We start from the raw sequence: 26,999 nt of genomic DNA on the forward strand, positions 1-26,999 counted from the left end.
GATACCGTGCGGTGTTTACTCCGGCCGTCGCTGGCCGCCGCTCCAGAGCGACGCCGGCAGGAAGACTGCGCGCAGCCGCTGGCCCCAGCCACTTGCCGAAGAAAGGGACCGCCGCAGCGACTGAAGGTCGGCGGCCAGGCTGCGGCCCGGCGGATGGTGGCCGTTGGCGCCGTCCTCGGCAAGCGTAAGCGGGGCCTGCCCGACGGCGGCGGCACCGGTGCCTACCGTCACCGGTGCCGCGTACTCGGCACGCTCGAAGGCGGTCTGCAGGCGTTCGAGTGCCTCGCCGCCGGGACCGTCCAGCGGCGCCTCGGCCCGCAGCCGCCGGGTGAAGGCCCGCGGGGTCTCGGCTGGATCCGCCGGGTAGCCGAAGTCGGCAGTCAGATCCGTCGCTTCGCCCCACGCGGTCCGCGCCATCTCCGGTGCAGCAGCAGGTTCGGCGTTCAGCAAAGCCGCCCGCCGCCGTCGTGCCCGTGCGGAGCGGAGCAGCCACGGCGACAGGACCACCGCCAGCAGCAGCACCAGGGCACCGGCGGTCAGCAGCGCGTACTGGCCGGTCGAACGTTCCGCGGTCCCGTCTGCACCGGACTCGTGCGCGCCGGGCGCGGACCCGGGCGTGGGCGCAGCCGTGGCCTGGGACGGGTTGAGCGGGCCGTCGTCCGCATTGGGATTAGGGCCGCCGGACAGGTTATTCAGCGCATACTCGGGCACCACTCCGCGCGACGGGGTGGGCTCGAACGGCACCCAGCCGATGCCCTGGAAATAAAGTTCGGGCCAGGCATGGGCGTCCCGGGAATCCACCTCGAACTCGCGCAGCTCCTCGCCGCCCGGACCGATCACAACCCCGCCCGTGGACCGGCCCTGCGCGTAGCCGATGGCCATCCGGCTGGGGATATTGGCCATCCGGGCCAGCACCGCCATCGCGGACGCATAGTGGATGCAGTATCCGGATTTCTCCTCGAGGAACCGGCCCACCACCTCGATGCCGCTGCCGTCGTACCCGCCGTCCACGGGGGCTTCCTCGGAGTAGCTGAAGTCCACGCCGCGCAGGTAGTTCTGGATGGCCATGGCCTGCTCGTACGGGCTCTCGATGCCGCTGACCAAGGTCTCGGCCGTTTCCTCGACCAGGCTGGGCATCTCGTCCGGCAGGAGCAGGAACCGGTCGTCGACGCTGCCGCCGCGGAGCGGGCCGACCTGGCTCAGTTCCTCCCGGGTCAGGTCCGGCATGACGGAGCGGACAAAATACGTCTTGTCCGCGGTGGTGCCGCCGTCGGCGGAGAGCATGCTCAGGGTCAGGGGGTCCCAGCTCCACGCTCCGTCGATGCCGAACACCACGGTGGGTGCGTACGGTGCCGGCAGCCACGGGCTGGTGAAGGTGCCCGTGCTGATGCGGGTCAGCGCGGTGGTGCCCTCCTGTTCCAGATCCCGCAGCGCGTCGCCGCCCAGCTGGCCCAGGCCGAGGATCCGGGTGTCCAGCCGCTGGTCCGGGTCCCAGCGCCGGCCGGAGAAGTCCTCGAGCGTGGTGGAGCGGAGGTAGATGGGACGGTCGGCGTCCGTGGCATAGGTCATCCGGCCGAAGGTGCCCGGGCTGCGCAGGTCATTGCCGAGGGTGATGACCGGATTCAGACCGCTGGCCGGACCCCAGACATTCAGCCGGGCGCCCTGCGGGAAGAGACCGGAGTTGAAGCCGGGGACGGCCAGCGGCACCAGCAGGGCCACGGCCAGGCCGGCTGCCCCGACAGCCAGTCCGCGCGCCAGCTGGATGGCGGAGGCACGGCTGCGGGCAGCGCTGGTTTCGGCCGCTGAGCCACCCGCCGGGCCGTCCGCCGGCCCACCCGCCGGGCCGTCCGCCGGCCCACCGGCCGGGCCGCGCGACTGCAGCCACTGCGCAACGCCGAGAATGAGCAGGTAGCCCACGGCGGCGGCGAGGAAACCGCCGATGCCGATGCTCCGCGGCTTGACGATCGCCGGCGTCACCAGCACCGCGATCAGCCCCAGCCCCGCGCTTGCGGGCATCTGCAGGGTGGCCACCATGGTCTCCATCAGCACCGTGATGAGCCCGATCCCGGCGCACATGACCAGCATGATGCCCGCGTTCGGCAGCACGGGCGCCACCTGGCTGACCACCGTGTCCCGCGCGGTCCCCAGGTACAGCGGCAGCAGGTCCAGCGTTCCGCTGGTGGGGATGAAGCCCAGCAGGTTGGCGCCGGGGAAGAACCGGAAGGTCAGGATCCCGGCCAGCGCCAGCAGGCCGGCGACCGGCACCAGCCAGTCGGGCGCGCGCAGGGAGCGGGCGGCGGACGTCGCCGCCAGCACCGCAGCAATGGTCAGTACGACGTCGGCAAGCCAGTCCCAGCCTTCCAGGACTCCGTTGAGGCTCAGGCTGCTGAAGGCAACGGCCAGGCCCACAGCGGACGCCAGCAGCCAGTGGCCGTGGAACGGGCGGGACAGGGCCGTGCTCATAGGATGGTCTTCGCGGTCGAGGAGCTCATGCTGACCGGCGCGTCGAACAGCGCCCACGCGGCGGCCAGCGGCTCGCGGTGCGTCACGGCCACCGCCCGCCAGCCGCCGGAGCGGAGGAGGTCCAACACCGGGCGGGCCTCGTGCGGGTTCTCCACCACCAGCATCGCGAAGGCATGCGAGCCGAATTCGGCGGCCAGGGCCAGCGTCTTCGCCTCGTCGCGGGAGAGCTCGCCGAGGATGGCGATCAGCGGGCCGCGCAGTTTGTGCGCCGCCAGCTTGTCCACCATCTTGTCTCCGAACGGCTCGTGTGCCGGTCGGCCCCGGTGGTGGTGCGGTCGGGCGGCGGAGGCAGGCGCATGTTTTCCCTTGTCCGGCGCCAGCTCCAGCGCGGCCAGGCCCTCAGCCAGGCTCTGCAGCCCGGTCAGGCCGTGGAATTCCTCGTCCTCCGGCCACGGGGCGGAGACGGACCGGCGCAGCGCCGGGGCCGCGTATTCGTCCAGGAAACGCAGCGCGTAGCTGCGCTCCAGCAGGTGCGCCGCCGCGGAGACCGCAGCGGTGACCGCCCACTCGAAGGCGGGCGTCGAGACCAGGGCCGAGCCGCCGTCGTCGTTCTCCTGGCCGAAGACGGCCTGGAAGGCGGAGGTATAGCTGCGTTCGCGCTGGTCCATGATGATCGTGGCCTGCGGGGTGGTGACGGAGTCCTCCTGGCGGACCATGAGTGAGCCGACCCGCGCGGTGGCGGCCCAGTGCACGCGGCGCAGCGGATCCCCGTGCCGGTACTCGCGGGTCGTCACGTCGTCGTCGCTGGGGTTGGCCTGGCGGCGGGTGGCGCTGGTGCCGTCCAGGCCGCGCGCACCGGTGAGCGTGGTCGGCGCCAGTTCGACCGGCGCGGGCGTGACCACCAGCTGCTCCGGCTGGCCCAGGGCGTGTTCGTGCCGGCCCAGGCCGAAGGGATCGGTGAATTCCGCCGTGACAGGCCCGATGCTGTAGAGCCCGCGCTGGTTGGACCGGAGCCGGTACTCGTACACGCTGGTGCCGCCGCGAGTGGGGTGGCTGGACGGGAAGCGGAAGGCAGGCGCGTCACCGAAGCGGGCCGGCAGCTGCTCGCGCATGGTCACCCGGCCGGGGGAGATGCCCAGCGGGGTCAGCGCCAGGCGGACCGTCGTCGTCGACCCCGTTTCGATGGCCGCCGGTCGGAAGCGGCGCGTCACGGTGAAGCGGGGCTTGAGCCAGACCAGCAGCAGCGCGGCGACCAGCGGCAGCGCGGCCAGGAACACCGCCAGGTACAGCAGGTCCCGCCGGCCGAGCACCTGCGCCAGGAACAGCACCAGCACCCCGGTCAGGATGAAGGCCCATCCGCGGACGGTGAGGATGCGGGCGGGGAGTTTCTCCAGCGGCGACATTGTGGGCTCCGGTGTTCCGGCGGGGGCCGCTACTGCCGGCCCACGGGGACCTGGGACAGCACATTGGCCACCACGCTGGACGGGTTCTCGCCCGCGCTCGCGGCCTTGCGGTCCAGGATGAGCCGGTGCGCCAGCACGGCCTCGGCGACGGCGGCAATGTCGTCCGGCAGCACGAAGTCCCGGCCGTCCAGCGCGGCGCAGGCCTTGGCAGCGCGCAGCAGCTGCAGCATTGCGCGCGGGCTGGCGCCCAGCCGCAGGTGCGGATGCTCCCGGGTGGCACGGCCGATCGCCACGATGTATTCCTTCACCGCCGGGGAGACATAGACGTCCCGCACCTGGGCCACCATCGCCCGGACCTCGTCAACGCCGACGACGGCCTGGATCCGGTCCAGCGGCGAGACGGACTGGTGGGACTCCAGCATGTCCATCTCCGAGCGGGCATCCGGGTAGCCCATGGAAATCCGGGCCATGAAGCGGTCCCGCTGGGCCTCCGGCAAGGGGTAGGTGCCTTCCATCTCGATCGGATTCTGCGTGGCCACCACCATGAACGGCTGCGCCAGCGGGTACGTCCCGCCGTCCACCGTGACCTGGTGCTCCTCCATGCACTCCAGCAGCGCGGACTGGGTCTTGGCGGAGGCGCGGTTGATCTCGTCCCCGATCACGATGTTCGCGAACACCGGCCCGCGGCGGAATTCAAAGTGGTGCGAATCCTGGTTGTAGATGGAGACGCCGGTGACGTCCGAGGGCAGCAGGTCCGGGGTGAACTGGATGCGGCTGACCGAACAGGCGATGGTGCGCGCCAGCGTCTTGGCCAGCATGGTCTTGCCGACGCCAGGCACGTCCTCCAGCAGCAGGTGGCCCTGCGCCAGCAGCACCGTCAGCGCCAGCCGGGCGGCGTCCGCCTTGCCGTCGATCACGGTGTTGATGGCCTGCAGGATGGCGGCGCTGGCGCGGTGGAATTCGTCGAAGGAGAGCTCGCCCGGGACGCTGTCCAGCGCGGTGGCACGGTCCTCGACGGCCGGAACTGCCGAAAATGCCATCCGGTTCTGGGCCTCCATGCGCACGCTCCCAATCAGTACATTCCGCCGGGATGTCCGGCGGCAGGCTGCGGGTCGTGACCCGTACGTTACTACTTCAACTTTTCCCAATGCCGGACAGTTCCGCCAGTGCCTGGGCGATTTATTTCTCCGGTTCGTCCGGCCCGCCGGGCACGCCATAGGCTGGAAGCATGTGCAGCAACCACGCGATCGTCGCCGGCCAGACTCCGCCCGCATACCGCAGCGAAGCGTACGACGGCGCCAGCACCGGCGTCGTACCTCCCGCCGGCGGCGCGTCCCAGGGGGACGCGTCCCGTGGGAGCGGACCGGATCTGCATCCGGTACCGGACCCGCACCGGCCCGCGGACAGCGCCCCGGGCAAGCACGGCTCGGCCACGGACGGCAAGGGCACAGCCGCCGGCGCGGAGCCCAAGCGCAGCAAGAAGGACGAGGGCGGCCGGCGCCGCAACCTCGAATACCCGCCCGCTCCGGAGCCGCTGCCGGTGCCGGTGATGGACAACCACACGCACCTGGATTTCCGCGACGGCCTGGTGGAGGTCGAGGTCAGGGATGCGCTGGACGCGGCGGAGGCCGTGGGGGTCAGGGGCGCCGTGCAGGTGGGCTGCGATGTCGAATCCTCCCGCTTCACCGTCGCCGCGCTGGACCTGGATCCGCGGCTGCTCGGGGCCGTCGCCATCCACCCCAACGATGCTCCGCCGCTGGCCGCGGACGGCACGCTCGAGGATGCGCTGGCCGAGATCGAGGCGCTCGCCGCACACCCCCGGGTGCGCGCCGTCGGTGAGACCGGGCTGGACTATTTCCGCACCGGGCCCGACGGGGTGGGGCAGCAGCAGTACTCGTTCCGGCGCCACATCGACATTGCCAAGCGGCTGGACCTGACCCTGCAGATCCACGACCGGGATGCCCATGACGACGTCGTCCGTGTCCTGGGCGAGGAGGAGGCGCCGGAGCGGGTGGTCTTCCACTGCTTCTCCGGCGACGCCGGGCTGGCCCGGATCTGCAATGAGCACGGCTGGTACATGTCCTTCGCCGGCACCATGACCTTCAAGAACGCGGCCAACCTGCGCGAGGCGCTGACGGTGGCGCACCCGGAGCTGGTGATGGTGGAGACGGACTCGCCGTTCCTGACCCCGCACCCGTACCGCGGCCGGCCCAACGCCAGCTACATGGTGCCGTACACGGTGCGGGCCATGGCCGAGGTGCTGGACGCGGACCTGGAGAAGCTCTGCCTGCAGCTGGCGGCGAACACGGAGCGGGCCTACGGCAGCTGGGCAGCAGCGTGAGCAGCGAAAGCATGTTCCTGGGGATCGACATCGGGACCGGCAGCAGCAAGGCAGTCCTGACCACGGCCGACGGCCGCATCATCGATACCGCGTCCGTGAGCCACCAGGTCTCGCTGCCCCAGCCGGGCCAGGCGGAATTCGACGCCGAGGGAACCTGGTGGGCCGAGATCCGGGACCTGTGCGGCCAGCTCTTCGCCCGGCACAGCACCCACGGCCTGGCCGGGGTCTGCGTCAGCGGCATGGGGCCCTCCCTGGTGGTGACGGACGGCGACTTCACCCCGCTGCGCCCGGCCATCCTGTACGGGATCGATACCCGCGCCGGCCGGGAAATCCATGACCTGAACGCGGAATTCGGCGCCGAGCAGATCTTCCAGGACTGCGGCAAGGCCCTCTCCTCCCAAGCCGTCGGTCCCAAGCTGCGCTGGATCCGGAACCACGAACCGGAGGTCTTCGCCAAGGCCAAGTACTGGTTCGGCCTCAGCTCCTATATCGTCGCCAAGCTCACCGGCGAGTACGTGCTGGACCACCACACCGCCAGCCAGTGCGACCCGCTCTACGACCTGCACCGCCGGGCGTGGAATCCGGAGCGCTGGGCCGCCGTCGCGGAGCACCTGCCGATGCCCCGGCTGGCCTGGTCCGCGGAGGTGGTCGGCCACGTGACCGCCGCGGCATCGGAATTCACCGGCATCCCGGCCGGTGTTCCCGTCTGCGCCGGCACCGTGGACGCCTGGGCGGAGGCCTTCAGCGCCGGGGTGCGCCAGCCCGGGGACCTGATGCTGATGTACGGGTCCACGATGTTCTTTGTCCAGGTGCTCGGCGAGGCCCGCACCCACCCCAAACTCTGGACCACCGCCGGGATCGAGCCGGACTCGCTGACCTATGCAGCCGGTATGTCCACCACCGGCAGCCTGGTGACCTGGATGCAGCGGCTCTTCGGCGACGTGCCGCTGGGCCAGCTGCTGGCCGAAGCCGAACAGGTGCCGCCCGGTTCCGACGGCCTGCTGGTCCTGCCCTACTTCGCGGGCGAGCGCACTCCTATTTTCGACCCCGATGCCCGCGGCCTGGTCACCGGCCTGAGCCTGCGGCACAACCGCGCCCATATCTTCAGGGCTACCTATGAGGGCATCTGCTTCGGCATCCGGCAGATCGTGGACTTCCTGACGACGGCGGGGGAACCGATCCAGCGCCTCGTCGCCGTCGGCGGGGGTACCCGGGCGACGTTGTGGACCCAGATCGCCAGCGACATTCTGGGCCGGGAGCAGATTGTGCCCGAGCAGACCATTGGCGCCAGCTACGGGGATGCCCTGATGGCCGCGATCGGTTCCGGAGCCGTGCCGCCGGAGACGGACTGGACCCGGACGGCCGCCGTCGTCGAACCCGACCCTGCCCGGGCGGAAGTCTACGGCGAACTGTACGACACCTACACGCAGCTGTACCCGGACAACCGGGAGCACATGCATACCCTGGCCCGGCTCCAGCAGCGGCGCTGACTCAGCGGCTAGGCCTGCGCCTGCTCCAGGACGGCGGAGGCCGTGCGCGCATCGGTGACCAGGCGCCGGAAGTAACCGGCCTTGGCGCCGGCGCGGATGCTGCCGGCCTTCTCGGTGCCTACGGCCACGCCCACGGTGAACGGAATCGCCTGCAGCACCTCCAAGGATGTGTTGACCATGCGCTCGCTGCCCGGGAAGTGGACGTCCTTGCCGTCGATGTCGAAGAAGTTCAGGCAGATATCTCCCACGGCCCGCAGCAGCGAATCGTCGTTCGTCGGAATAAAGCGGGAGATCGAGCCGCGGGTGGTCGGGGGAGCGCCAATACCCAGCAGGGCGCCCTTGGCGGACTGCCACAGCCGCCGGATCCGCTGGAACGCCGGGTCGCGCTGCAGCAGCTCGAACATTTCCTGCGACGGCAGCGCCTCGGTCCACAGGAAAGCCGGGTGGGCTCCCGTACGCTCGGCCATGGCGCGGGCGATTTCGTTGGTCTGGTACCAGGGTTCCGGCTCGGTCTGCCCGCCCACCGTCGGCGTGATGACGACGCCGGACAGCCGGGGGAGGGAGGCCTGGCTCAGTTCGTAGATGGTGCGGCCGGAGGATGCCAGCAGCACGTCGCCCGGGGCCAGCTGCATGTCATTCAGCGCCGCGGTGACCAGCGGCGCTAGGCCCATCCGGAGCCGGCCGGACTGGTCGCCGTCGGCCAGGTAGACCTTCTCGAGCCCGAGGGCTGCCGCGAGCTCGGCGGCCAGCGTGCCGGAGCCGGCCTGTGCCGGGTTGACGACCTCGATCCGCACGATGCCGATGCGGCGGGCCTCCGCCAGCAGCCGGCTGACTGTGGGGCGGGAGACCTTCATGGCCTCGGCAATCTGGACCTGGTTCGCGTCCTCCAGGTAGTACATCCGGGCCGCTTCATAGAGCGTGTCGAGCGGAAATTTGCTGGCGGAGCCCGCGGTCAAGAGTGCTGCTTCGCTCATCGCTCGGCCCCCTTCTGGGATGTGTGCGTCATTGGATCTGGCACGAGTCTACCGGAGATCCATGTCACTCGTGAACAAAATTTCACGTTTGGCGGTCTCTTGAAATTTTGTTCTTGACATTTGTTCACGCCCTCACGCACACTTGACGCATTGACTCAGCTCACATGATCCAAGGAGGGATCCAGTGTCTTCCACCCTCGCCGAGGCAGCCGCAACCGCTGCCGGCCTTCCCGACACCATGCAGGCAGTGATCTGCCACGGCCCGGAGAACTACACGCTTGAGGAAGTGCCGGTGCCGGTTCCCGGCCCGGGCGAGATGCTGATGAAGGTGGAGGCCGTCGGCGTCTGTGCCAGCGACCTCAAGTGCTACCACGGCGCCCCCAAGTTCTGGGGCGACGAGAACCGTCCGGCCTGGGCCCAGGCGGAAGTCACTCCCGGCCACGAGTTCGTTGGAACGATTGTTCAGGCGGACGAGGAAGCCCTCACGCACCACGGTGTGGCCGTCGGCGACCGCGTGGCCTGCGAGCAGATCGTCCCCTGCGGCGAGTGCCGCTACTGCATCCGCGGCCAGTACTGGATGTGCGGCCCGCATGACATGTTCGGCTTCCGCAACTACAACGGCGCCATGGCCGAGTACCTGGTGGTGCCCAAGAAGGCCCTCCCGCACAAGGTCTCCAAGGATCTGGCCCCGCAGCATGCCGCGTTCGCCGAGCCGCTGTCCTGCTCCCTGCACGCGGTGGAGCGCGCCAACATCCAGTTCAACGACGTCGTCGTGGTCGCCGGCTGCGGACCGATCGGCCTGGGCATGATCGCCGGCGCCAAGGCGAAGAGCCCCCTGAAGGTCGTCGCCCTGGACATGTCCGACGACAAGCTGGCGCTGGCCGCCAAGTGCGGTGCCGACGTCGTCATCAATGTGGGCAGGGAAGACGCCGTCCAGCTCGTCAAGGACATGACGGACGGCTACGGCGCGGACGTCTACCTCGAAGGCACCGGCCACCCCTCGGCCGTCGGCCAGGGCCTGAACCTGCTGCGCAAGCTGGGCACCTACGTCGAATACTCCGTCTTCGGCTCCGACGTCTCCGTCGACTGGTCCATCATCAGCGACGACAAGGAACTGGACGTGCGCGGCGCGCACCTGGGCCCGCACTGCTGGCCGGCCGCCATCAAGATGATCGAGTCCGGCATCCTGCCGCTGGACGAGATCTGCACCAACCAGTTCGAACTCAAGGACTTCCAGGCCGCGCTGGACATGGTCGGCGACACCGCCGGCGCGTCCGTGAAGGTCTCCATCCTCCCCGGCGCGTAACCGCGCCGCTTTCCGGCGGGGCCGTCGACGGCGGCCCCGCCGCGGCAGGCACCGTACCTATCAGGACCGGTACAGAGCTCCCAGCACCACATACTGCACGACCGAACAAAGGCGTTTAAAGCAATGACGACTGCAACCCTCGATCGGCAGGTCGAAGCCAAGGAAACCTGGCTGGACCGCATCGGCATCCCGCACTCCCTGCGCTGGGGCTTCCTCGGCGTCCTCGTTTTCATGACCGGCAACGGCGTCGAGTCCAACTTCATCTCCCCGCACATGGCCGAGGCGCTGGGCAGCACCACCGCCGTCGTCGCCAACATCATCACCATGTACGGCGTGTCCGTGCTGGTCGGCTCCTACCTTTCCGGCGCGCTGTCCGATCTCTGGGGTCCCCGCAAGGTCATGGCGCTGGGCTTCGGTGTGTGGATGGTCTTCGAGGTGCTCTTCCTCCTGGCACTGCAGGCCGGTTCCACTCCCGGCGTCTTCATCACCTACTTCCTGCGCGGCTTCGGCTACCCGCTCTTCGCCTTCGCGTTCCTGGTCTGGATCAATGCCGTCGTGCCCCGCAAGCGCAACGGCACCGCCGTCGGCTGGTTCTACGTGATGTTCACCGGCGGCCTGCCGACCCTCGGCTCCCTCTTCGCCGTATTCGCCATTCCGGCCTTCGGCGGCGGACATATCGGTGAGTCCAACACCATGTGGGCGTCCATGCTGCTGGTGGCCGCCGGCTTCCTGATCGCCCGCTTCGGCGTCAGGGAACCCCGCGGCCGGGGCCGCCTGGTCCCCGCCGGCGAATCCTCCGCCCGCGTCCTGACCTCCGGCGTCCGCCTGCTGGGCACCAACCGCAAGGTCCTGATGGGCTTTTTGGTCCGCATCATCAACACTGCGCCGGAATTCGGCATGTTCATCATCCTGCCCGGGGTCATTGCCGGCGAGCTGGGCTGGTCCCAGAGCCAGTGGCTGACCATGACCGTGCTGGTCTACGCCTCCAACGTGGCGTTCAACGCGGTCTTCGGTGCCATCGGCGACAAGTGGGGCTGGACCCGCACCGTGAAGTGGTTCGGCGTCGTCGCCTCCGCCCTGTTCCTGCTGGCCTGGTGGTACGTCCCGCACTGGGTTGAGCCGGGCTCCGACTGGGGCTTCGCCCTCTCCTGCGCCGCAGGCATGCTCTTCGGCATTTCGCTGGCCGGCTTCGTCCCGATGGGCGCTGTCATGCCGGCCCTGGCCCCCGACCACAAGGGTGCGGCCATGGCCATGTACACCACCGCTGCCGGCGGCGCGGCCTTCCTCGGCTCCGCGGTCGTGGCAGTCGTCCTGCCGTGGGGCGGCAACGCCGGCGTCGTCTGGGCCTTCGTCGTCCTCTACGCCGCGGCGTTCCTCATGGTCTCCCGCCTGAACGTCGACCAAGGCCGCGGTGCCCACGCCGCGGCCGAGACCGCGGCGGCGGCCCCCGCCACCAAGTAACACCCTTCTCAATCCCAGCCCTGGAGCAGTTGCAATGACCAAGATCTTCAATGACCCCGCGGAGTTCGCCGAGGACCAGTTCGCCGGCTTCCTGGACCTTTACGCCGACCGGCTGCGCGGCGTCCCGGGCGGCGCCGTGGCGCTGCGCTCCGGCGAGCCGCAGGTCGCCGTCGTGATCGGCGGCGGCTCCGGCCATTACCCGGCCTTCGCCGGGCTGGTCGGCACCGGCTTTGCCACCGGGGCGGTGGTCGGCAATATCTTCACCTCGCCCTCGGCCGCCCAGGTGTACTCGGTGGCCAAGGCCGCCCACCAGGGCAAGGGCGTGATCCTCAGCTTCGGCAACTACGCCGGGGACAACATGAACTTCGGTATCGCCGCCGAGCGGCTGCGCAAGGAGGGCATCGACACCCGGATCGTGGTGGTCACCGATGACATCGCCTCCGCCGCGGAGGAGGAGAAGCGCCGCGGCATCGCCGGCGACTTCGCCGTCTTCAAGGTCATGGGCGCCGCCGCCGGGGCGGGACTGGACCTGGACGGCGTCGAACGCGCGGGCCGGGCGGCGAACGCCGCCACCCGGACCCTGGGCGTGGCCTTCTCCGGCTGCACCATGCCGGGCGCGGACCAGCCGCTGTTCACCGTTCCGGAGGGGCACCTGGGCCTGGGCCTGGGCATCCACGGCGAGCCCGGGATCCGGGACGAGCCGCTGCCTTCCGCCGAGGAGCTGGCCGGCACGCTGGTGAAGTCGCTGCTGGACTCCGCCCCCGCCGGTGCCGGCAACCGGGTGGCCGCGATCCTCAACGGGCTGGGCACCACCAAGTATGAGGAACTGTTCCTGCTCTGGGGCATCGTTTCCCGGCAGCTGCGTGAGGCCGGCCTGGAGCTGGTGGACGTCGAGGTGGGCGAGCTGGTCACCAGCCTGGACATGGGCGGCACCTCGCTGACGCTGATGTGGCTGGACGAGGAACTGGAAACCTACTGGACCGCGGACGCCTACACCCCGGCCTACCGCAAGCAGCGGGCGCCGCTCGCCGCCATCAGCGCCTCCGCGCAGGACGACGCCGCCACCGCCGCCGAGGAGGAGACGGTACCGGAGTCCTCCGAAGCATCCCGGGCGCTGGCCGGGATTGCGCTGGCCGGCCTGGAGGACATGGCGCGGACACTGCACGCCAATGAGAAGAAGCTGGGCGAAATCGACGCGGTGGCCGGCGACGGCGACCACGGCCGCGGCATGGTCAAGGGCATCGACGCCGCGGTGAAGGCCGCGCAGGCGGCTGCCGCCTCCGGCGAAGCAGGCGTCGCCTGGCTGCTGCAGAAGGCCGGCCAAGCCTGGGCCGAATACGCCGGCGGCACCTCCGGCGTGCTGTGGGGTGCCGCCCTCGAGGGCGCCGGCCAGTCCCTGGGCGATGACCGGACGGCGTACACGGACGCTGACTATGCGGCCGCCGCCGAGGCCTTCGCCGGCGCGATCGTCGATCTGGGCCGGGCCACGATCGGGGACAAGACCCTGGTCGATGCCCTGCTGCCGTTCGTCGAGACGCTGCGTGCCGGCGTCGACGGCGGCACCCGGTTCGGCGAGGCCTGGCGCGCCGCCGCCGCGGTGGCCCAGGAGCAGGCCGCGGCCACTGCCGCGCTGAGCCCGAAGCTGGGCCGTGCCCGGCCGCTGGCCGAAAAGAGCGTCGGCACCCCCGATGCCGGCGCCACTTCGATGGCCCTGATCGTCACCGGGCTGGGCCAGCTTGAATTCACCGTTCCCCAGCTGCAGCGCTGAAAACACCCCTTACGGAAGGAAACACCATGAGCGAGAAGTTCCGCATCGTCGTTGGCTGCGATGACGCCGGCTACGAATACAAGGAAGCCCTCAAGGCCGATCTGGAGGCCAACGGCCTGGTCGCCGAGGTCTTCGACGTCGGCGTGGACGCCGACGGCCACACCGCCTACCCGCACATCGCCGTCGAAGCCGCCCGGATGGTGGCCGACGGCAAGGCGGACCGCGCCCTGCTGATCTGCGGCACCGGCCTGGGCGTCGCCATCTCCGCGAACAAGGTCAAGGGCATCCGCGCCGTCACCGCGCACGATTCCTTTTCCGTGGAGCGCGCGGTGCTCAGCAACAACGCCCAGGTGCTGTGCATGGGCCAGCGTGTGATCGGCCTGGAACTGGCCCGCCGCCTGGCCAGGGAATGGCTCACCTACACCTTCGACGAGACCAGCGCCTCCGCCGCCAAGGTCGAGGCGATCTGCAGCTACGAGGACGATGCCGCGTGACCGCTGCCGGTCTCGTATCGCAGGAGTTTGCCGGCCGGGTGGTCGTGGTCACCGGCGCCGCCAACGGCATCGGCAATGCGGTGGCGGAATACCTGGCCGCCCGCGGTGCCCGCGTCGTCGGCGTGGACCTGAGTGAAGCCGTGTCCGACGCCGTTGCCACCTTCCCGGGCGACGGCCACCACGGCATCGTCAAGGACCTGGCAGCTCCGACGGCGGCTGCTGAAGTGATTGCCGAGGCCGTCAAGTCCGCGGGCACGGTCGACATCCTGGTCAACTCCGCCGGCGTGGCGCTGCTCGAATCCGCGCTCGAGATTTCCGATGCGATGTGGGACGCGACCATGAGCATCAACCTGACCGCCAGCTTCAAGATGGCGCAGGCTGCCGGACGCGTCATGACGGAGAAGGGCTACGGCCGGATCATCAACCTGGCCTCCCAGGCGAGCGTCATCGCTCTGGATAAGCACGTGGCCTACTGTGCCAGTAAGGCTGCGGTGGTTGGCATGACCAAGGTCCTGGCGATGGAGTGGGCGCGTCAGGGCGTCACGGTCAATGCCGTGTCGCCGACCGTGGTGGAGACCCCACTGGGCAAGAAGGCCTGGGCCGGCGAGGTGGGCGAGGCCATGAAGGCGCAGATTCCGGTCGGACGCTTCGCCCAGCCGGAGGAGGTCGCGGCCATGATCGCGTACCTGGCCGGCGAGAACGCCGCCATGGTCACCGGTGAGAACCTGCTGATCGACGGCGGCTACTCCATGGTCTGACCACCCCTCTGCGCTCTCTGCCCGCGAGGACGTGGCGCTGTTCCGCGGAAGCTGTTGCGAAACCACTTCACCGGAGCAACGCCACGTCCTCGGCGTTCCGGCGCGGGTAGGATTGCCGGGTGACTGCTTCAGATTTCCCCGAGGGCATGCCGGCCCGCACCGCTCCGCTGCTGGGCGCGGCAGATATCCGCAGGCTGGCCGCGGAGCTGGACGTGCGGCCCACCAAAACGCTGGGGCAGAACTTCGTCATTGATGGCAACACCATCCGGCGGATCGTCGCCGCCGCGCACGTGCAGCCGGAGGAGACCGTGCTGGAGGTCGGCCCCGGCCTGGGGTCGCTGACGCTGGGCCTGCTGGACGTCGCCAAGCGGGTTGTCGCCGTTGAAATCGACGCCGTGCTCGCCGGCCGGCTTCCCGACACCGTGGCCAAGTGGCGGCCGGACGCGGCGGCGAGCCTCGACGTCGTACTTTCCGATGCGATGAAGGTGACCGAGCTGCCCCACCAGCCCGCAGCTCTGGTGGCGAACCTGCCGTACAACGTCGCGGTGCCCGTGGTCCTGCACCTGCTGGAGCATTTTCCCAGCCTGCAGCACGGGCTGGTAATGGTGCAGGAGGAGGTCGCGGACCGGCTGGCGGCCGGGCCCGGGTCCAGGACCTACGGGGTCCCGTCGGTGAAGGCTGCCTGGTACACGCAGATGCGCAAGGCCGGGACCATCGGCATGAATGTCTTCTGGCCGGCCCCGAAGATCGCCTCCGGCCTGGTCGCCTTCACCCGGCGCGAGCCCCCGGTCACCCGGGCCAGCCGCGTGGAGGTCTTCCGGGTCATTGACGCAGCGTTCGCCCAGCGCCGCAAGACGCTGCGCGCGGCGCTGGCCGGCTGGGCGGGCAGCCCGGCCGAGGCGGAGAAGGCGCTGCTGGCGGCAAATGTGGATCCCAGCGCGCGCGGCGAGGTGCTGGACGTGGCGGCGTTCGCGCGGATCGCCGAACACAAGGTGCCGCTGACGGCTTAGCGTGACGGCCGGCGCGCAATGATAATTCGTCCCGAGGCCCACCGTCCTTTAGGTTTGTGGTTATGAACGCTGCCATACCACGGTCGGTCCGGGTCAAGGCTCCCGGGAAAATCAATGTGTCCCTCCGGGTGGGACCGTTGCGGGAGGACGGCTACCACAGCGTGGCCAGCGTCTACCTGGCGGTTTCGCTGTATGAAGAGGTCACCGCCACGGCGACCGCCGGCGGAGGCATCACGGTCACCGTCAACCACGGCCAGGGCCAGCTCAACGTCCCGCTCGCGGACATTCCGCTGGACGGCAACAACCTGGCCGCCCGCGCCGCCGCGCTGCTGGCGAGCACGAGCGGAACCTCCCCCGGCGTGAACCTGGACATCACCAAGCGCGTGCCCGTGGCCGGCGGGATGGGCGGCGGATCGGCGGATGCGGCCGCGGCCCTGCTGGCCTGCGACGCGCTGTGGAACTGCGGCTTCTCCCGGGATCAGCTTGCCACGATGGCGGCGGAACTGGGCGCCGATGTGCCGTTCTCGCTGCTCGGCGGCACGGCCGTGGGCCTGGGCGTGGGGGACCGGCTCACCCCGGCGATCTCCAAAACCGAAATCAACTGGGTCCTGGTCACCTCCCCGTACGGGCTGTCGACGCCGGCGGTATACGGGAAGCTGGACGAACAGCGCGAACGGGACGGCATTTTCGCGGCGGAACCCAGCGAGGTGGATCCGGCGATCCTTTCGGCCATGCGCTCGGGCGACGTCGGCCGGCTGGCGGATGTGCTCCACAACGACCTGCAGCCCGCGGCGCTGGAACTGGCCCCGGAGCTGGCCGGGATCCTCAACGCCGGTGAGCGCCACGGCGCGCTGGCCGGGCTGGTCTCCGGTTCCGGCCCGACCATCGCCTTCCTGGTCCACGACGCGGACGCCGGGGAGGACCTGGCCGCCGCGCTGGAGGCGGAGGGCTTCAATGCCATCCAGGTCCACGGGCCGGTCCACGGAGCGCGGATCATGGGAGACCTGGTCTCGGCCTAGATAAAATAGCTTTGCCCGCCCGGCACAGCAACAGAAAGTGGTTTTTCCTTGGCACACCTGCTCGGTGCTGAAAACATCAGCATTACCTTCGGCACCCGCACCATCCTGGACGGCGTCACCCTCGGCATCGAAGAGGGGGACCGGATCGGCATGGTGGGCCGCAACGGCGACGGCAAATCCACGCTCATGCGCCTGCTCGCCCAGCGCTCCACGCCCGATTCCGGCCGCGTTACCCACCGCCGGGACCTGAACGTCGGGTACCTGGACCAGTCGGACGTGCTCGCCGGCGAGCTGCCGGTGGGGGAGGCGATCGTCGGGGACCGGGCGGACTATGAATGGGCCTCCAACCCGAAGATCCGCGAGATCATGGAGGGCCTGGTCGAGGACGTCGACTGGCACGCGAAGATGTCCTCGCTCTCCGGCGGGCAGAAGCGGCGCGTGGCGCTGGCCAAGCTGCTGATCGAGGACCACGACGTGATCATGCTGGATGAGCCCACCAACCACCTGGACGTGGAGGGTGTGGCCTGGCTGGCCCGGCACCTGAAGACCCGCTGGCGCCCCACCGAGGCGGCCTTCGTGGTGGTCACCCACGACCGCTGGTTCCTGGACGAGGTCTGCACCCGGACCTGGGAGGTCCACGATGGGATGGTGGAACCGTTCGACGGCGGCTACGCGGCTTACGTACTGGCGCGCGCCGAACGCGACCGGACGGCCGCGGTGGTGGAGCAGAAGCGGCAGCAGCTGGTCAAGAAGGAACTGGCCTGGCTGCGCCGCGGCGCCCCTGCCCGGACTGCCAAGCCGAAGTTCCGCATCGAGGCGGCGAACGAGCTGATCGCGGACGTGCCCGAACCGCGCGACACGCTGGCCCTGAACAAGATGGCCACGGCGCGGCTGGGCAAGGACGTACTGGACCTGGAAAACGTCACCTACGTGCCGGCGCCGCGCCTCACGTCCGGAGACGGGGAGCGGGTCGGGGCCGCCTCGGACCAGGCACGGCGGCTGGCCGATGCCGAAACCACCGGCGAGGACCCACTGTTCACCAACATCACCCTGCGCCTGGCGCCGGGCGAACGGCTGGGCATCGTGGGCGTCAACGGCGCCGGCAAGACCACGCTGCTGCGCCTGCTCAACGGGGAAATCCAGCCGACCTCCGGCCGCCTGAAGCGGGGCAAGACGGTGGTCACCGCGGTCCTGACCCAGGATGTGAAGGAGATCGACGACGTCGCTGACCTGCGCGTCATCGAGGTCATCGAACAGGAAAAGCGTGTTTTCAACGTGGGCGGCCGGGAGCTCTCCGCCGGGCAGCTGGTGGAACAGCTTGGCTTCTCCAACCAGCGGCAGTGGACGCGGGTCCGCGAGCTCTCCGGCGGCGAGCGGCGCAGGCTGCAGTTGCTGCGACTGCTGGTCGGCGAGCCAAATGTGCTGATGCTGGACGAGCCCACCAATGACCTGGACACGGACACGCTGGCCGCGGTGGAGGACGTACTGGACGGCTGGCCCGGCACTTTGGTGGTGGTCTCGCACGACCGCTACCTGCTGGAACGGGTCACCGACCACCAGATGGCACTGCTGGGCGACGGCAAGCTGCGCGGGCTGCCCGGCGGTGTGGACCAGTACCTGGAACTGCGGGAGGCGGCGCTCGCGGGCGCGAAGTCAGGGGTTGGCCGCGAGGCCGGGGGGCCTGCGCCCCGACCTGGCAGCGAAACCCCGGCTTCGGCCGGAGGGACGGGGGCGTCCGAGGCTGAGAAGCGCACCGCGAAGAAGGACCTGGCCCGGATCGAGCGTCAGCTGACCAAGCTCAGCCAGCAGGCGGAGAAGATCCAGCACCAGATGACCGAGGCCGGGTCCGCCGCGGACGTGGATTTCGAACTCCTGGCCGAGCTGAACAAGAAGCTGCAGGACATCGTGACGGAGCAGGAGCTGCTGGAGATGGAGTGGCTCGCGGCCTCGGAGATCCTCGAGTAACTAGCAGGCCTGCTTTTCCCAGAGGCCGGCAGCGCGCAGCGAGGCCTGGATCTTCACGGATGCGGTGAACACCGCGTCCTGTTCGGCGGCCGTGAGCTGGTCGAAGAAATTTTCCCGGACGAAGTCCACATGTCCGGGCGCCGCTTCTTCGATCGCCTTGCGGCCGGCCTCGGTCATGGCGATGTCGAGCCCGCGGGCATCGGATTCGCAGCTGCGCCGCTCCACAAGCCCGCGGTTTTCCATGCGCTTGAGCAGATGGGAGAGGCGGCTCCGCTCCCACCCGAGTTCCACGGCCAGGTCACGCGCGCGCAGGACCGGGTCGCCGCCGTCGTCCGCATTATCCTGGGCCGCTTCATTGCGGACTGCGGCGTCGGAGAGCGTGGCCAGCACCGCGTATTCGGCGCCGGAGAGATTGGTTTCCTGCTCCAGTTGGCGGTCCATCGCTGAGTTGAGCCCGGTCGACAGATCCCGGAAGGCACGCCAGATGCGGGCCTCGCGCTCATCCAGCCAGCGTGTATTTAGGTTCACCGTTGCTCCTTCCGGTATGAAGTTGACTTTTCAAGTTTCGCCTCGTTTACTTGATATGTCAACAAGTCGCATGACGTGTCAACAAAACTTGAAAGGTGTGCAGACGTGACCAAGATTGCCATTATCACCGGAACCACTCGTCCCGGCCGGAACAACCTCTCCGTGGCCCAGTGGGTCCTCGAGCAGGCCTCCCAGCGCACGGACGCCGAATTCGAGCTGGTCGACATCGCCGACTACAATCTGCCCGTACTGGACGAGGCCATGCCCGCCGGCTTCCAGCAGTACGCCAACGAGCACACCAAGGCCTGGTCCGCCAAGATCACCGAGTTTGACGGCTACATCTTCGTCACCCCGGAGTACAACCACTCCATCACCGGCTCGCTGAAGAACGCCATCGACTTCCTCTCCGTCGAGTGGAACAACAAGGCCGCCGGCTTCGTCTCCTACGGCTCCATGGGCGGCGCCCGCGCCGTCGAGCACCTGCGTAACATCGCCTCCGAGCTGCAGCTGGCCCATGTCCGCAACCAGGTCATGTTCTCCCTGTTCACCGACTTCGAGAACTTCTCCGAGTTCAAGCCGACCGAGCAGAACGCCTCCACCCTGGCCCCCATGCTGGACCAGCTGCTGCCGTGGACCCGCGCCATGCAGAGCGTCCGCGAAGAAGCTCTGGCTGCCGCCAAGTAATTGCGGTTTGCCGGCATCGGCGGCTGATCCTGCCGAAGCCTTGCGAAGGCACCCGGGACTCTTCGTCCGGGTGCCTTCGCCATTTAAGTTTCAGCTGATGGCCACGTGCAGGGCCACGATAAGCAGGCCCGCGGCATAGCCGGCCAGCACCTGGAGCGGCGTATGGGCGCCCAGTCGGACCCGGGACCAGCCGACCACCAGCGGCACGACGAAGATCGGCACCGCCAGGACCGCCCCGGCGCCGGGAAACGCCAGGATGAGCGCGACGGCGAAGAACATGGAAACCGCCGCATGCACGGACAGTTTCCACAGCAGGTTGACCAGCATCACCAGCAGCAGGCCGCCCAGGATGGATAGGGTCATTACGATCAGCGAGTGCGGGGCCCCGATCAGGAGCAGGAGGGCCAGGCCCACGAGGATGGACGCCATCGTGCCCAGCAGGATCGGCGCCCGCTGTGTCCGCTTGCCGACGTGGTGGTCCGTGATCCGGCCCTTCCGAGCCAGGATGATCAGTGCGGCCAGCGGACCACCGGTGATGAAAACGACGGCGATTAGCGCCGAGAGGGCGCCAAGGCCGATCGCCGGTGCGCTGAAGGCTGTGATCAGCAGCAGTGCCGTCGCCAGCGGGGCCGGCCCGAAGATCTCCGTGACCATTTTGGCCGCGCGATAAGGCGCCGTCGACTGCGGCTTCACTTGCTCTTGTATGACGTCCATTGGCTGCCTTCCCGGGCGAATCCTCCAGAGGCCATTCTAGGCAAGCCGTGGCGCTCGGGCTGTCCGGCGTGGCGGACTGCCGGCGGGTTGACGGGATGGCGCGGAAATTCAACACGTGCCTAAAGGTGATGTCCGCTGTATTTCCAGAATGTCCTCAGATTTGTATTGGCGGTTCCGGATCATATGAATTGTTTCCGGTGTTGCCTTTGGGAGTGATGGGAATCCGCAACCGTCGATTCCCGGTAATGTGTGCTGATTTGTACTGATTCGGCTGGTCAGGGCGGCGGTCCATGGTTAAACAAGAGCTGCACGGCGGGTGGATCTTTTTTGTTAATTAGTGTTCCGGGACCATGAAAGCATCCAGCAACTTTTTTCCAAGAATGGGCTGGGATAAATATCCCACGGGATTTCCGGAACGGAATTGGAATTGGGCCAATGTCCTGGAGTTGGGCGGCCTGCTGGATTTCGTCCGACCCTGATCAGGTGCCTCTGCGGCACACCGAACCCCCACGGTTGGAGAAGGCTATGAACAACAAGACCAGGCAGATTATCGGATCCGTTGCAGTTGCGGGCGTATTCGTCGCCGGCGGCATGACTGCGGCCGAGGCGGCTCCGGGCCCTGGCAGTGAAGGGACCGAAGTCGAGGCCGTCGAAGTCGACGAAGTCGACGAGGTTGAGGATGTAGAGGAAGTCGACGAAAAGGAAGTTGACGAAAAGGAAGTCGACGAGGACGAGGCTGACGAAGAGGAGGCCGACGAGGACGAAGCTGAGGAAGACGAAGCTGAGGAAGACGAAGCCGACGAGGACGAAGCTGAGGAAGAGGAGGCTGACGAGGACGAGGCCGAGGAGGACGAGGCCGAAGAGCCCGAGGATGAAGCTGACGACGAGGAAGTTGAAGAGCCTGTAGTCGTTGAGGACGAAGCTGACGAGGAGGAAGCCGAGGAGCCCGAGGACGAAGCTGACGAGGAGGAAGCCGAGGAGGACGAGGCCGAGGAGGACGAAGCTGACGAGGAGGAGGCTGAGGAGGACGAGGCTGACGAGGACGAGGCCGAGGAAGACGAAGCTGACGAAGACGAGGACGCCGAAGAGGGTGCCGTGGCCTAAGCTTCTCCAGCAAATATTCAGTTTCCCAGCCGAAGGGACCCCCACCGCGGGGTCCCTTTGGCTGTGGGTGTGATCTTCCTCAAATTCTTGCAGTACTGCAAACATTCACTTGCGCAGACTTTGCAGCACTGCAATAATTTTACCCATGCAAGCTGCTCCCCCCCTTTCCCTCCGCGACCGCAGGCGCGCCGAAACCTGGTCCGCGCTGCATGAGGCGGCGGCGTCGATGGCCTTGGATAATGGCATCGAGAATGTCACGGTCGAGGCCATCGCGGACCGCGCGGGAGTGTCCCCGCGCACGTTCTTCAACTACTTCAGCGCCAAGGAAGACGCCATGCTGGGCATGCAGGAGCCGGTCCTTGAACCGGACGTGCTGGCGGAATTTTCCGTGGGGGAGGACCTGCTGGACCGGGTGGCCAGGCTGCTCCTGGCGGTCATCCGTTCAACTTTCGGCGGTGACGAAGCCACCCGCCACGCGCTGATCGAGCGCTATCCCCAGCTGATCCAGCGGCGGATGCAGTACGTGGCCAAGGTCGAAGGCATGGTTCGGGAGGTCGTGGCCGAGAGGCTGGCGGATACGCCGGGCTGGGCCGACGGCGTCGCCGGCTATCCCACCGACGAAGTGGCCCGGATGCTCGTCATGCTCGGCAGCATTCCCATGCGCTTTTCCCTGCAGTCACCCCACTTCAAGCCGGGGGAGGTCCGCCGTGTCGGCGATCTTGAACCGGCCATCCACCTCCTCCAGGCAATCCAAAGGAAGCTTTCATGACAGAACCCGCCCGGCAGCAGGCGAAACACAGCAGGCGCCGCTTTGTGCTGCTGTTCATCGCCCTGATGCTTTCGATGCTGCTCTTCTCGCTCAACCAGACCGTGCTGGGCACCGCGCTGCCGACCATCGTCGGCGAACTGCACGGTGTCAACCAGATGCTCTGGGTAATCACCGGCTTCATCCTGGCCTCAACCATCATGATGCCCATCTACGGCAAGCTCGGTGACCTGATGGGCCGCAAGGGCCTGCTGATCATGGCCATCGTGCTGTTCATGGCCGGCTCCGTGGTCGGCGCCCTGGCCCCGGACATGGGCTGGCTGATCTTCGCCCGCGTGGTCCAGGGCCTGGGCGGCGGCGGTCTGATGATCCTCTCCCAGGCGATCATCGCCGACGTCGTTCCCGCCCGCGAGCGCGGCAAGTACATGGGTGCCATGGGCGGTGTCTTCGCCCTCTCCTCGGTGGCCGGCCCGCTGCTGGGCGGCTGGTTCACGGAGGGGCCGGGCTGGCGCTGGGTCTTCTGGATCAATATCCCGCTGGGCCTGCTGGCGCTTGCCGGTGCAGTGTTCTTCCTGAAGATCCCCCGGCGCAGCACCCGCCTGAAGCTGGACCTGGGCGGGATGGCGCTGCTGGCCGTTGCCACCACCTGCCTGGTCCTCGTCGCCACCTGGGGCGGCAGCACCTACGCCTGGACCGACCCCATCATCCTGGGCCTGATCGCCGGCACGGTGGTGGCCGCCGTCGGCTTTGTCCTGGTGGAGCGGCGCACGGCCGAGCCGATCATTCCCATGCACCTGTTCCGGGACCGCAACTTCAACCTGGCCACCATCGGTGGCCTGTTTATCGGCGTGGCCATGTTCGGTGTCCTGAGCTACCTGCCCACCTACCTGCAGATGACCTTCGGCGCCAACGCCACTGAATCCGGCCTGCTGATGATCCCGATGATGGCAGCCCTGCTGCTGGCCTCGATCGGATCCGGACAGCTGGTCAGCAAGACCGGCCGCTACAAGTGGATGCCCATTGCCGGCGCGCTGCTGGTGGCCGGCTCCCTGGTCCTGCTCTCCACGCTGGCGCCGGACACCCCGCTGTGGCTGCTCTGCCTGTACATCGCGGTCATGGGCCTGGGTCTTGGCTTGAATATGCAGATCCTGGTCCTGACGGTGCAGAACTCCTTCCCGCTGCGGGAGGTGGGCACCGCCACGGCGTCCAACAACTTCTTCCGCCAGATCGGTGCGACGCTGGGCTCGGCCGTTGTCGGCAGCCTGTTCGCCGGCCGGCTGTCGGCGCTGCTGACCGAACGGCTCCCGGCTGCGGCCACCGATGCGGCCGGCGGCTCCGAATCGCTGACGCCGGCGGCGGTCAGCGGGCTGCCGGAGGGGATCAAGGACCTGGTGGTCGCCTCCTACAACGACGCACTGACGCCTATTTTCCTGTGGATCATGCCGCTGGTACTGGTGGCCACCATCCTGTTCCTGTTCATCCAGGAGAAGCCGCTGGCCACGACGATCGAACACGACGTGGTGCCCGAATCCCTGGCCGAGGGTGATCTGCTGATCACCGTCGATGACGCGGACGACGACGGCGGCCCGGCTTCCGTGCCGGACCCCACCGGACGCCGGGCCAACGCCTGAGCCGGCGGCTGCCGCCGGTGCTGACTACCGGCGGCGCCTACTGCCGGCGGCCGAAGAGGAAGTAGGCGATCGGGCCGGCGAAGTTGATGAAGCAGACCAGCTGCCACAGGGACTTGCTGCCGCGGACCTGGTCTTTCGGCCGGCGGGCGATGTCCTTGGCCGCTGCGGTGTGCAGGGCCAGTTGGAGCGCGCCCAGGATCACGACGCCGGTCCGCTGGCCTTTGCTCAGTTCTTTCCAGGACTTCTTCCTGCTCATGACCCTGCCTCCTGCTACTCGAGTGTGCTTGCATTCTTCCCGCCTATCCGCGGCAGCGCAACGGCTCCGGCAGCGCCAAGAAGCCGCCAAATGGCACGAGGGGCTACCGGCGTGGCAAACTAGATGCTTGTGCATAACAGCACGGTCCGCTCTGGTGTAATGGCAGCACCCCGGCCTTTGGAGCCGTGGAGTATAGGTTCGAATCCTATGGGCGGAACGGCCAACCGGCTCAGGCGCACCGCCGCGCGCGGGTAGTATGGCTAACGCCAGACGCCCGGCCGCCGCGGCAAGCCCTGAGCTGCGCCGACGGTGAACCGGCCCAGATCGAGCTAGGAGTGCCACTTAGTGAGCCCCCAAGACGCAAGTCCTGAAACTGCCATCGGATCGTACCCCGCCGGAGCCGCTTCAGGGCCGGCAGCCGTCATTGTCCTGGCGGCGGGGGCAGGCACCCGCATGAAGTCCCGCACCCCGAAGATCCTGCACAAGATCGGCGGCCTGTCCATGGTCGGCCACGCCCTGGCCGCCGCGCGGGGCCTGGAGCCGGAGGTGCTGGCCGCCGTCGTACGCCACGAGCGCGACCTGGTGGCCGGCCACATCACCGACCTGGATCCCACCATCCTCATTGCGGACCAGGATGAGATTCCGGGCACCGGCCGTGCCGTGGAGGTCGCCCTGGACGCGCTCGACGCCGGTGCTTCCGCGCCGCTGGAGGGCACCGTCGTCGTCACGTACGGCGACGTCCCGCTGCTGACCACCGGATTGCTGCAGGAACTGGTCCGTACCCACAAGGCGGACAGCAACGCCGTCACCGTGCTCACCGCGGTGTTGGCGGACGCCGGCGGCTACGGCCGGATCATCCGGGCCGAAGACGGGACGGTCACCGGGATCGTCGAGCACAAGGACGCCACGGAGCAGCAGCGCGCCATCCGCGAAATCAACTCCGGCATCTACGCCTTCGACGCCGCCGTGCTCCGCGACGCGCTCAAGCAGGTCACCGTGGAAAATGCCCAGGGGGAGAAGTACCTCACCGACGTGCTGGCGATCGCGCGCGGCGCCGGGGGCCGGGTGGCCGCCGTCGTCACCGAGGACCGCTGGCAGGTGGAGGGCGCCAACGACCGCGTGCAGCTGGCCGCGCTCGGCGCCGAGCACAACCGCCGCACGCTGGAGAAGTGGATGCGCGCCGGCGTGAGCATCGTGGACCCGGGCACCACCTGGATCGATTCGACCGTGACCCTGGACGAGGACGTCACCATCCTGCCCGGCACCCAGCTGCACGGCACCACCACGGTGGCGCGGGACGCCGTCGTCGGTCCGGATACCACGCTGACCAACGTCACCATCGGCGAAGGCGCCAAGGTGGTGCGCACCCACGGTTCCGATGCGCAGATCGGGCCGCGGGCCGACGTCGGCCCCTTCGCCTACCTGCGTCCGGGCACCAAGCTGGGGGAGAAGGGCAAGATCGGTACCTTCGTCGAGACCAAGAACGCGGACATCGGCGCCGGTTCCAAGGTCCCGCACCTTTCCTACGTGGGCGACGCGACCATCGGCGAGCAGTCCAACATCGGTGCCGCGTCCGTTTTCGTCAACTACGACGGCGTCAACAAACACCACACCACTATTGGTTCGCACGTGCGGATGGGCAGCGACAACATGTACGTGGCGCCCGTGACCGTGGGGGACGGGGCCTACAGCGGCGCCGGAACGGTCATCCGCAAGGACGTGCCCGCGGGCGCGCTGGCCATCAACGTCGCCCCGCAGCGGAACATCGACGGCTGGGTGGCCAAGAACCGCGCCGGCACCGCCGCCGCAACGGCTGCCGAGCGCGCCGGTGCCGCTGCCCCTGAGACTTCCTCGAATACCCCCACCAAAGAAAGTGATCCTTCATGAGCGCAATTACGGCGCACGGCGAAAAGACGATGGTGCTGGCCTCCGGCCGCGCGCACCCTGAACTGGCCCGGGAAATCGCCAAGGAGCTGGAGACCGAGCTCCTGCCAACCTCGGCCTACGATTTCGCCAACGGTGAGACCTACGTGCGCTTCGAGGAGAGCGTGCGCGGCACCGACTGCTTTGTCATCCAGGCGCACCCGGCGCCGATCAACAACTGGATCATGGAACAGCTGATCATGATCGATTCGCTCAAGCGGGCCTCCGCCAAGCGGATCACCGTCGTTTCGCCGTTCTACCCGTACGCGCGCCAGGACAAGAAGCACCGCGGCCGCGAGCCGATCTCCGCCCGCCTGATCGCCGACCTGTACAAAACGGCCGGCGCCGACCGCCTGATGTCCGTTGACCTGCACACCGCGCAGATCCAGGGCTTCTTCGACGGCCCGGTGGACCACCTGATGGCGATCCCGCTGCTGGCCGAATATGTCCGGTCCCGCGTGGATTCGGACAATGTGACCGTGGTGTCCCCGGACACCGGCCGCGTGCGAGTGGCCGAGCAGTGGGCCGAGCGCCTGGGCGGCGCACCGCTGGCGTTCGTGCACAAGAGCCGCGACATCAACGTGCCAAACCAGGCCGTGGCCAAGCAGGTCGTGGGCCAGGTTGAGGGCCGCGAATGTGTGCTGATCGACGACATGATCGACACCGGCGGCACCATCTCCGGCGCCGTGCAGGTCCTGAAGAACGCCGGCGCCAAGGACGTCATCATCGCCGCCACGCACGCGGTCTTCTCCGACCCGGCGGCCCGCCGCCTGGCCGAGTCCGGTGCCCGCGAGGTCGTGGTCACCAACACGCTGCCGATCCCTGCGGACAAGCAGTTCCCGCAGCTGACCGTGCTGTCCATTGCGCCGCTGATCGCCCGCGCGATCCGCGAAGTGTTCGACGACGGCTCCGTCACGTCGCTGTTCGACGGCCGGGCGTAA

At 68.4% G+C, this 26,999-nt stretch carries 23 protein-coding genes and 1 tRNA gene; 17 read left to right on the forward strand and 7 right to left on the reverse strand.

Features of this window, described 5'->3' with window-relative positions:
* Window positions 1-15 precede the first annotated feature (15 nt).
* Genes AC5RWU_RS11165 through AC5RWU_RS11175 form a run of 3 tightly spaced genes read right to left on the reverse strand, consistent with a single transcriptional unit; the run spans window position 16 to window position 4,906 of the window.
* Window positions 16-2,463, reverse strand: coding sequence for a transglutaminase TgpA family protein (locus tag AC5RWU_RS11165; RefSeq protein ID WP_494030937.1), 2,448 nt, complete (start codon window positions 2,461-2,463; stop codon window positions 16-18).
* Complete coding sequence (locus AC5RWU_RS11170) at window positions 2,460-3,866, reverse strand: DUF58 domain-containing protein (protein ID WP_494030938.1); 1,407 nt, start codon at window positions 3,864-3,866, stop codon at window positions 2,460-2,462. The genes AC5RWU_RS11165 and AC5RWU_RS11170 overlap by 4 nt, the downstream gene beginning before the upstream one ends.
* A 29-nt stretch (window positions 3,867-3,895) precedes the next feature.
* Window positions 3,896-4,906: an AAA family ATPase gene (locus AC5RWU_RS11175; protein ID WP_494030939.1), complete on the reverse strand. Its 1,011-nt coding sequence runs from the start codon at window positions 4,904-4,906 to the stop codon at window positions 3,896-3,898.
* A 188-nt stretch (window positions 4,907-5,094) separates the two neighbouring features.
* On the opposite strand from AC5RWU_RS11175, the gene AC5RWU_RS11180 reads away from it, so the two are divergent.
* Together AC5RWU_RS11180 and AC5RWU_RS11185 are read left to right on the forward strand one after the other, a co-directional pair.
* Window positions 5,095-6,207: a TatD family hydrolase gene (locus AC5RWU_RS11180; protein WP_494030940.1), complete on the forward strand. Its 1,113-nt coding sequence runs from the start codon at window positions 5,095-5,097 to the stop codon at window positions 6,205-6,207.
* Window positions 6,204-7,697, forward strand: coding sequence for an FGGY-family carbohydrate kinase (locus tag AC5RWU_RS11185; protein WP_494030941.1), 1,494 nt, complete (start codon window positions 6,204-6,206; stop codon window positions 7,695-7,697). Before AC5RWU_RS11180 ends, AC5RWU_RS11185 begins: the two co-directional genes overlap by 4 nt.
* A gap of 8 nt (window positions 7,698-7,705) precedes the next feature.
* Here AC5RWU_RS11185 and AC5RWU_RS11190 read toward each other — a convergent pair whose 3' ends face one another.
* The gene (locus tag AC5RWU_RS11190; protein WP_494030942.1) at window positions 7,706-8,671 is read right to left on the reverse strand and encodes a sugar-binding transcriptional regulator; all 966 of its coding nucleotides are present in this window, start codon (window positions 8,669-8,671) and stop codon (window positions 7,706-7,708) included.
* Window positions 8,672-8,855: 184 nt separating this feature from the next.
* Between AC5RWU_RS11190 and AC5RWU_RS11195 the strand changes: the two genes are divergently transcribed.
* The 8 genes from AC5RWU_RS11195 to AC5RWU_RS11230 all read left to right on the forward strand — a co-directional run bounded on the left by AC5RWU_RS11195 (window position 8,856) and on the right by AC5RWU_RS11230 (window position 18,452).
* A complete protein-coding gene (locus AC5RWU_RS11195; RefSeq protein ID WP_494030943.1) occupies window positions 8,856-9,977 on the forward strand; it encodes an alcohol dehydrogenase catalytic domain-containing protein in 1,122 nt (373 codons plus the stop codon).
* A gap of 123 nt (window positions 9,978-10,100) precedes the next feature.
* Window positions 10,101-11,438 carry an MFS transporter gene (locus tag AC5RWU_RS11200; RefSeq protein WP_494030944.1) on the forward strand — a complete coding sequence of 446 codons (1,338 nt, stop codon included), beginning with the start codon at window positions 10,101-10,103 and terminating at the stop codon, window positions 11,436-11,438.
* Window positions 11,439-11,472: 34 nt separating this feature from the next.
* Complete coding sequence (locus tag AC5RWU_RS11205; protein WP_494030945.1) at window positions 11,473-13,206, forward strand: dihydroxyacetone kinase family protein; 1,734 nt, start codon at window positions 11,473-11,475, stop codon at window positions 13,204-13,206.
* A 26-nt stretch (window positions 13,207-13,232) separates the two neighbouring features.
* The gene (locus tag AC5RWU_RS11210) at window positions 13,233-13,700 is read left to right on the forward strand and encodes a ribose-5-phosphate isomerase (RefSeq protein WP_494030946.1); all 468 of its coding nucleotides are present in this window, start codon (window positions 13,233-13,235) and stop codon (window positions 13,698-13,700) included.
* Window positions 13,697-14,458, forward strand: coding sequence for a GolD/DthD family dehydrogenase (locus AC5RWU_RS11215; protein ID WP_494030947.1), 762 nt, complete (start codon window positions 13,697-13,699; stop codon window positions 14,456-14,458). The genes AC5RWU_RS11210 and AC5RWU_RS11215 overlap by 4 nt, the downstream gene beginning before the upstream one ends.
* 146 nt (window positions 14,459-14,604) lie before the next feature.
* Window positions 14,605-15,468: a 16S rRNA (adenine(1518)-N(6)/adenine(1519)-N(6))-dimethyltransferase RsmA gene (gene rsmA / locus AC5RWU_RS11220; RefSeq protein WP_494030980.1), complete on the forward strand. Its 864-nt coding sequence runs from the start codon at window positions 14,605-14,607 to the stop codon at window positions 15,466-15,468.
* A gap of 62 nt (window positions 15,469-15,530) precedes the next feature.
* Window positions 15,531-16,487, forward strand: coding sequence for a 4-(cytidine 5'-diphospho)-2-C-methyl-D-erythritol kinase (locus AC5RWU_RS11225; RefSeq protein WP_494030948.1), 957 nt, complete (start codon window positions 15,531-15,533; stop codon window positions 16,485-16,487).
* Between the two features lie 48 nt (window positions 16,488-16,535).
* The gene (locus AC5RWU_RS11230; protein WP_494030949.1) at window positions 16,536-18,452 is read left to right on the forward strand and encodes an ABC-F family ATP-binding cassette domain-containing protein; all 1,917 of its coding nucleotides are present in this window, start codon (window positions 16,536-16,538) and stop codon (window positions 18,450-18,452) included.
* On the opposite strand, the gene AC5RWU_RS11235 is transcribed toward AC5RWU_RS11230, so the two are convergent.
* Window positions 18,453-18,980, reverse strand: a complete 528-nt coding sequence (locus AC5RWU_RS11235; RefSeq protein WP_494030950.1) for a MarR family winged helix-turn-helix transcriptional regulator — start codon at window positions 18,978-18,980, stop codon at window positions 18,453-18,455.
* Window positions 18,981-19,085: 105 nt separating this feature from the next.
* On the opposite strand from AC5RWU_RS11235, the gene AC5RWU_RS11240 reads away from it, so the two are divergent.
* Window positions 19,086-19,664 carry an NADPH-dependent FMN reductase gene (locus tag AC5RWU_RS11240; RefSeq protein WP_494030951.1) on the forward strand — a complete coding sequence of 193 codons (579 nt, stop codon included), beginning with the start codon at window positions 19,086-19,088 and terminating at the stop codon, window positions 19,662-19,664.
* A gap of 90 nt (window positions 19,665-19,754) precedes the next feature.
* Here the strand turns inward: AC5RWU_RS11240 and AC5RWU_RS11245 are convergent, their stop codons facing one another.
* Complete coding sequence (locus tag AC5RWU_RS11245) at window positions 19,755-20,378, reverse strand: phosphatase PAP2 family protein (protein ID WP_494030952.1); 624 nt, start codon at window positions 20,376-20,378, stop codon at window positions 19,755-19,757.
* Window positions 20,379-20,903: 525 nt separating this feature from the next.
* On the opposite strand from AC5RWU_RS11245, the gene AC5RWU_RS11250 reads away from it, so the two are divergent.
* The 3 genes from AC5RWU_RS11250 (at window position 20,904) to AC5RWU_RS11260 (ending at window position 23,879) form a co-directional block, all read left to right on the forward strand.
* Window positions 20,904-21,482 (forward strand): hypothetical protein, encoded by a 579-nt coding sequence (locus tag AC5RWU_RS11250; RefSeq protein WP_494030953.1) that lies wholly within the window; start codon window positions 20,904-20,906, stop codon window positions 21,480-21,482.
* A 145-nt stretch (window positions 21,483-21,627) separates the two neighbouring features.
* Entirely contained in the window at window positions 21,628-22,251 is a 624-nt protein-coding gene (locus AC5RWU_RS11255; protein WP_494030954.1) for a TetR/AcrR family transcriptional regulator, read from the forward strand.
* Window positions 22,248-23,879, forward strand: coding sequence for an MDR family MFS transporter (locus AC5RWU_RS11260; protein WP_494030955.1), 1,632 nt, complete (start codon window positions 22,248-22,250; stop codon window positions 23,877-23,879). The genes AC5RWU_RS11255 and AC5RWU_RS11260 overlap by 4 nt, the downstream gene beginning before the upstream one ends.
* 37 nt (window positions 23,880-23,916) lie before the next feature.
* Here AC5RWU_RS11260 and AC5RWU_RS11265 read toward each other — a convergent pair whose 3' ends face one another.
* The gene (locus AC5RWU_RS11265; RefSeq protein WP_494030956.1) at window positions 23,917-24,135 is read right to left on the reverse strand and encodes a PLD nuclease N-terminal domain-containing protein; all 219 of its coding nucleotides are present in this window, start codon (window positions 24,133-24,135) and stop codon (window positions 23,917-23,919) included.
* Between the two features lie 145 nt (window positions 24,136-24,280).
* On the opposite strand from AC5RWU_RS11265, the gene AC5RWU_RS11270 reads away from it, so the two are divergent.
* The 3 genes from AC5RWU_RS11270 to AC5RWU_RS11280 all read left to right on the forward strand — a co-directional run bounded on the left by AC5RWU_RS11270 (window position 24,281) and on the right by AC5RWU_RS11280 (window position 26,999).
* A tRNA-Gln gene (locus tag AC5RWU_RS11270) sits at window positions 24,281-24,352 on the forward strand.
* 161 nt (window positions 24,353-24,513) lie between these two features.
* Window positions 24,514-26,022, forward strand: coding sequence for a bifunctional UDP-N-acetylglucosamine diphosphorylase/glucosamine-1-phosphate N-acetyltransferase GlmU (gene glmU, locus AC5RWU_RS11275; RefSeq protein WP_494036991.1), 1,509 nt, complete (start codon window positions 24,514-24,516; stop codon window positions 26,020-26,022).
* Window positions 26,019-26,999, forward strand: coding sequence for a ribose-phosphate diphosphokinase (locus AC5RWU_RS11280; protein ID WP_494030958.1), 981 nt, complete (start codon window positions 26,019-26,021; stop codon window positions 26,997-26,999). Before glmU ends, AC5RWU_RS11280 begins: the two co-directional genes overlap by 4 nt.

The organism is Arthrobacter sp. B0427-1-12, from assembly GCF_059092905.1.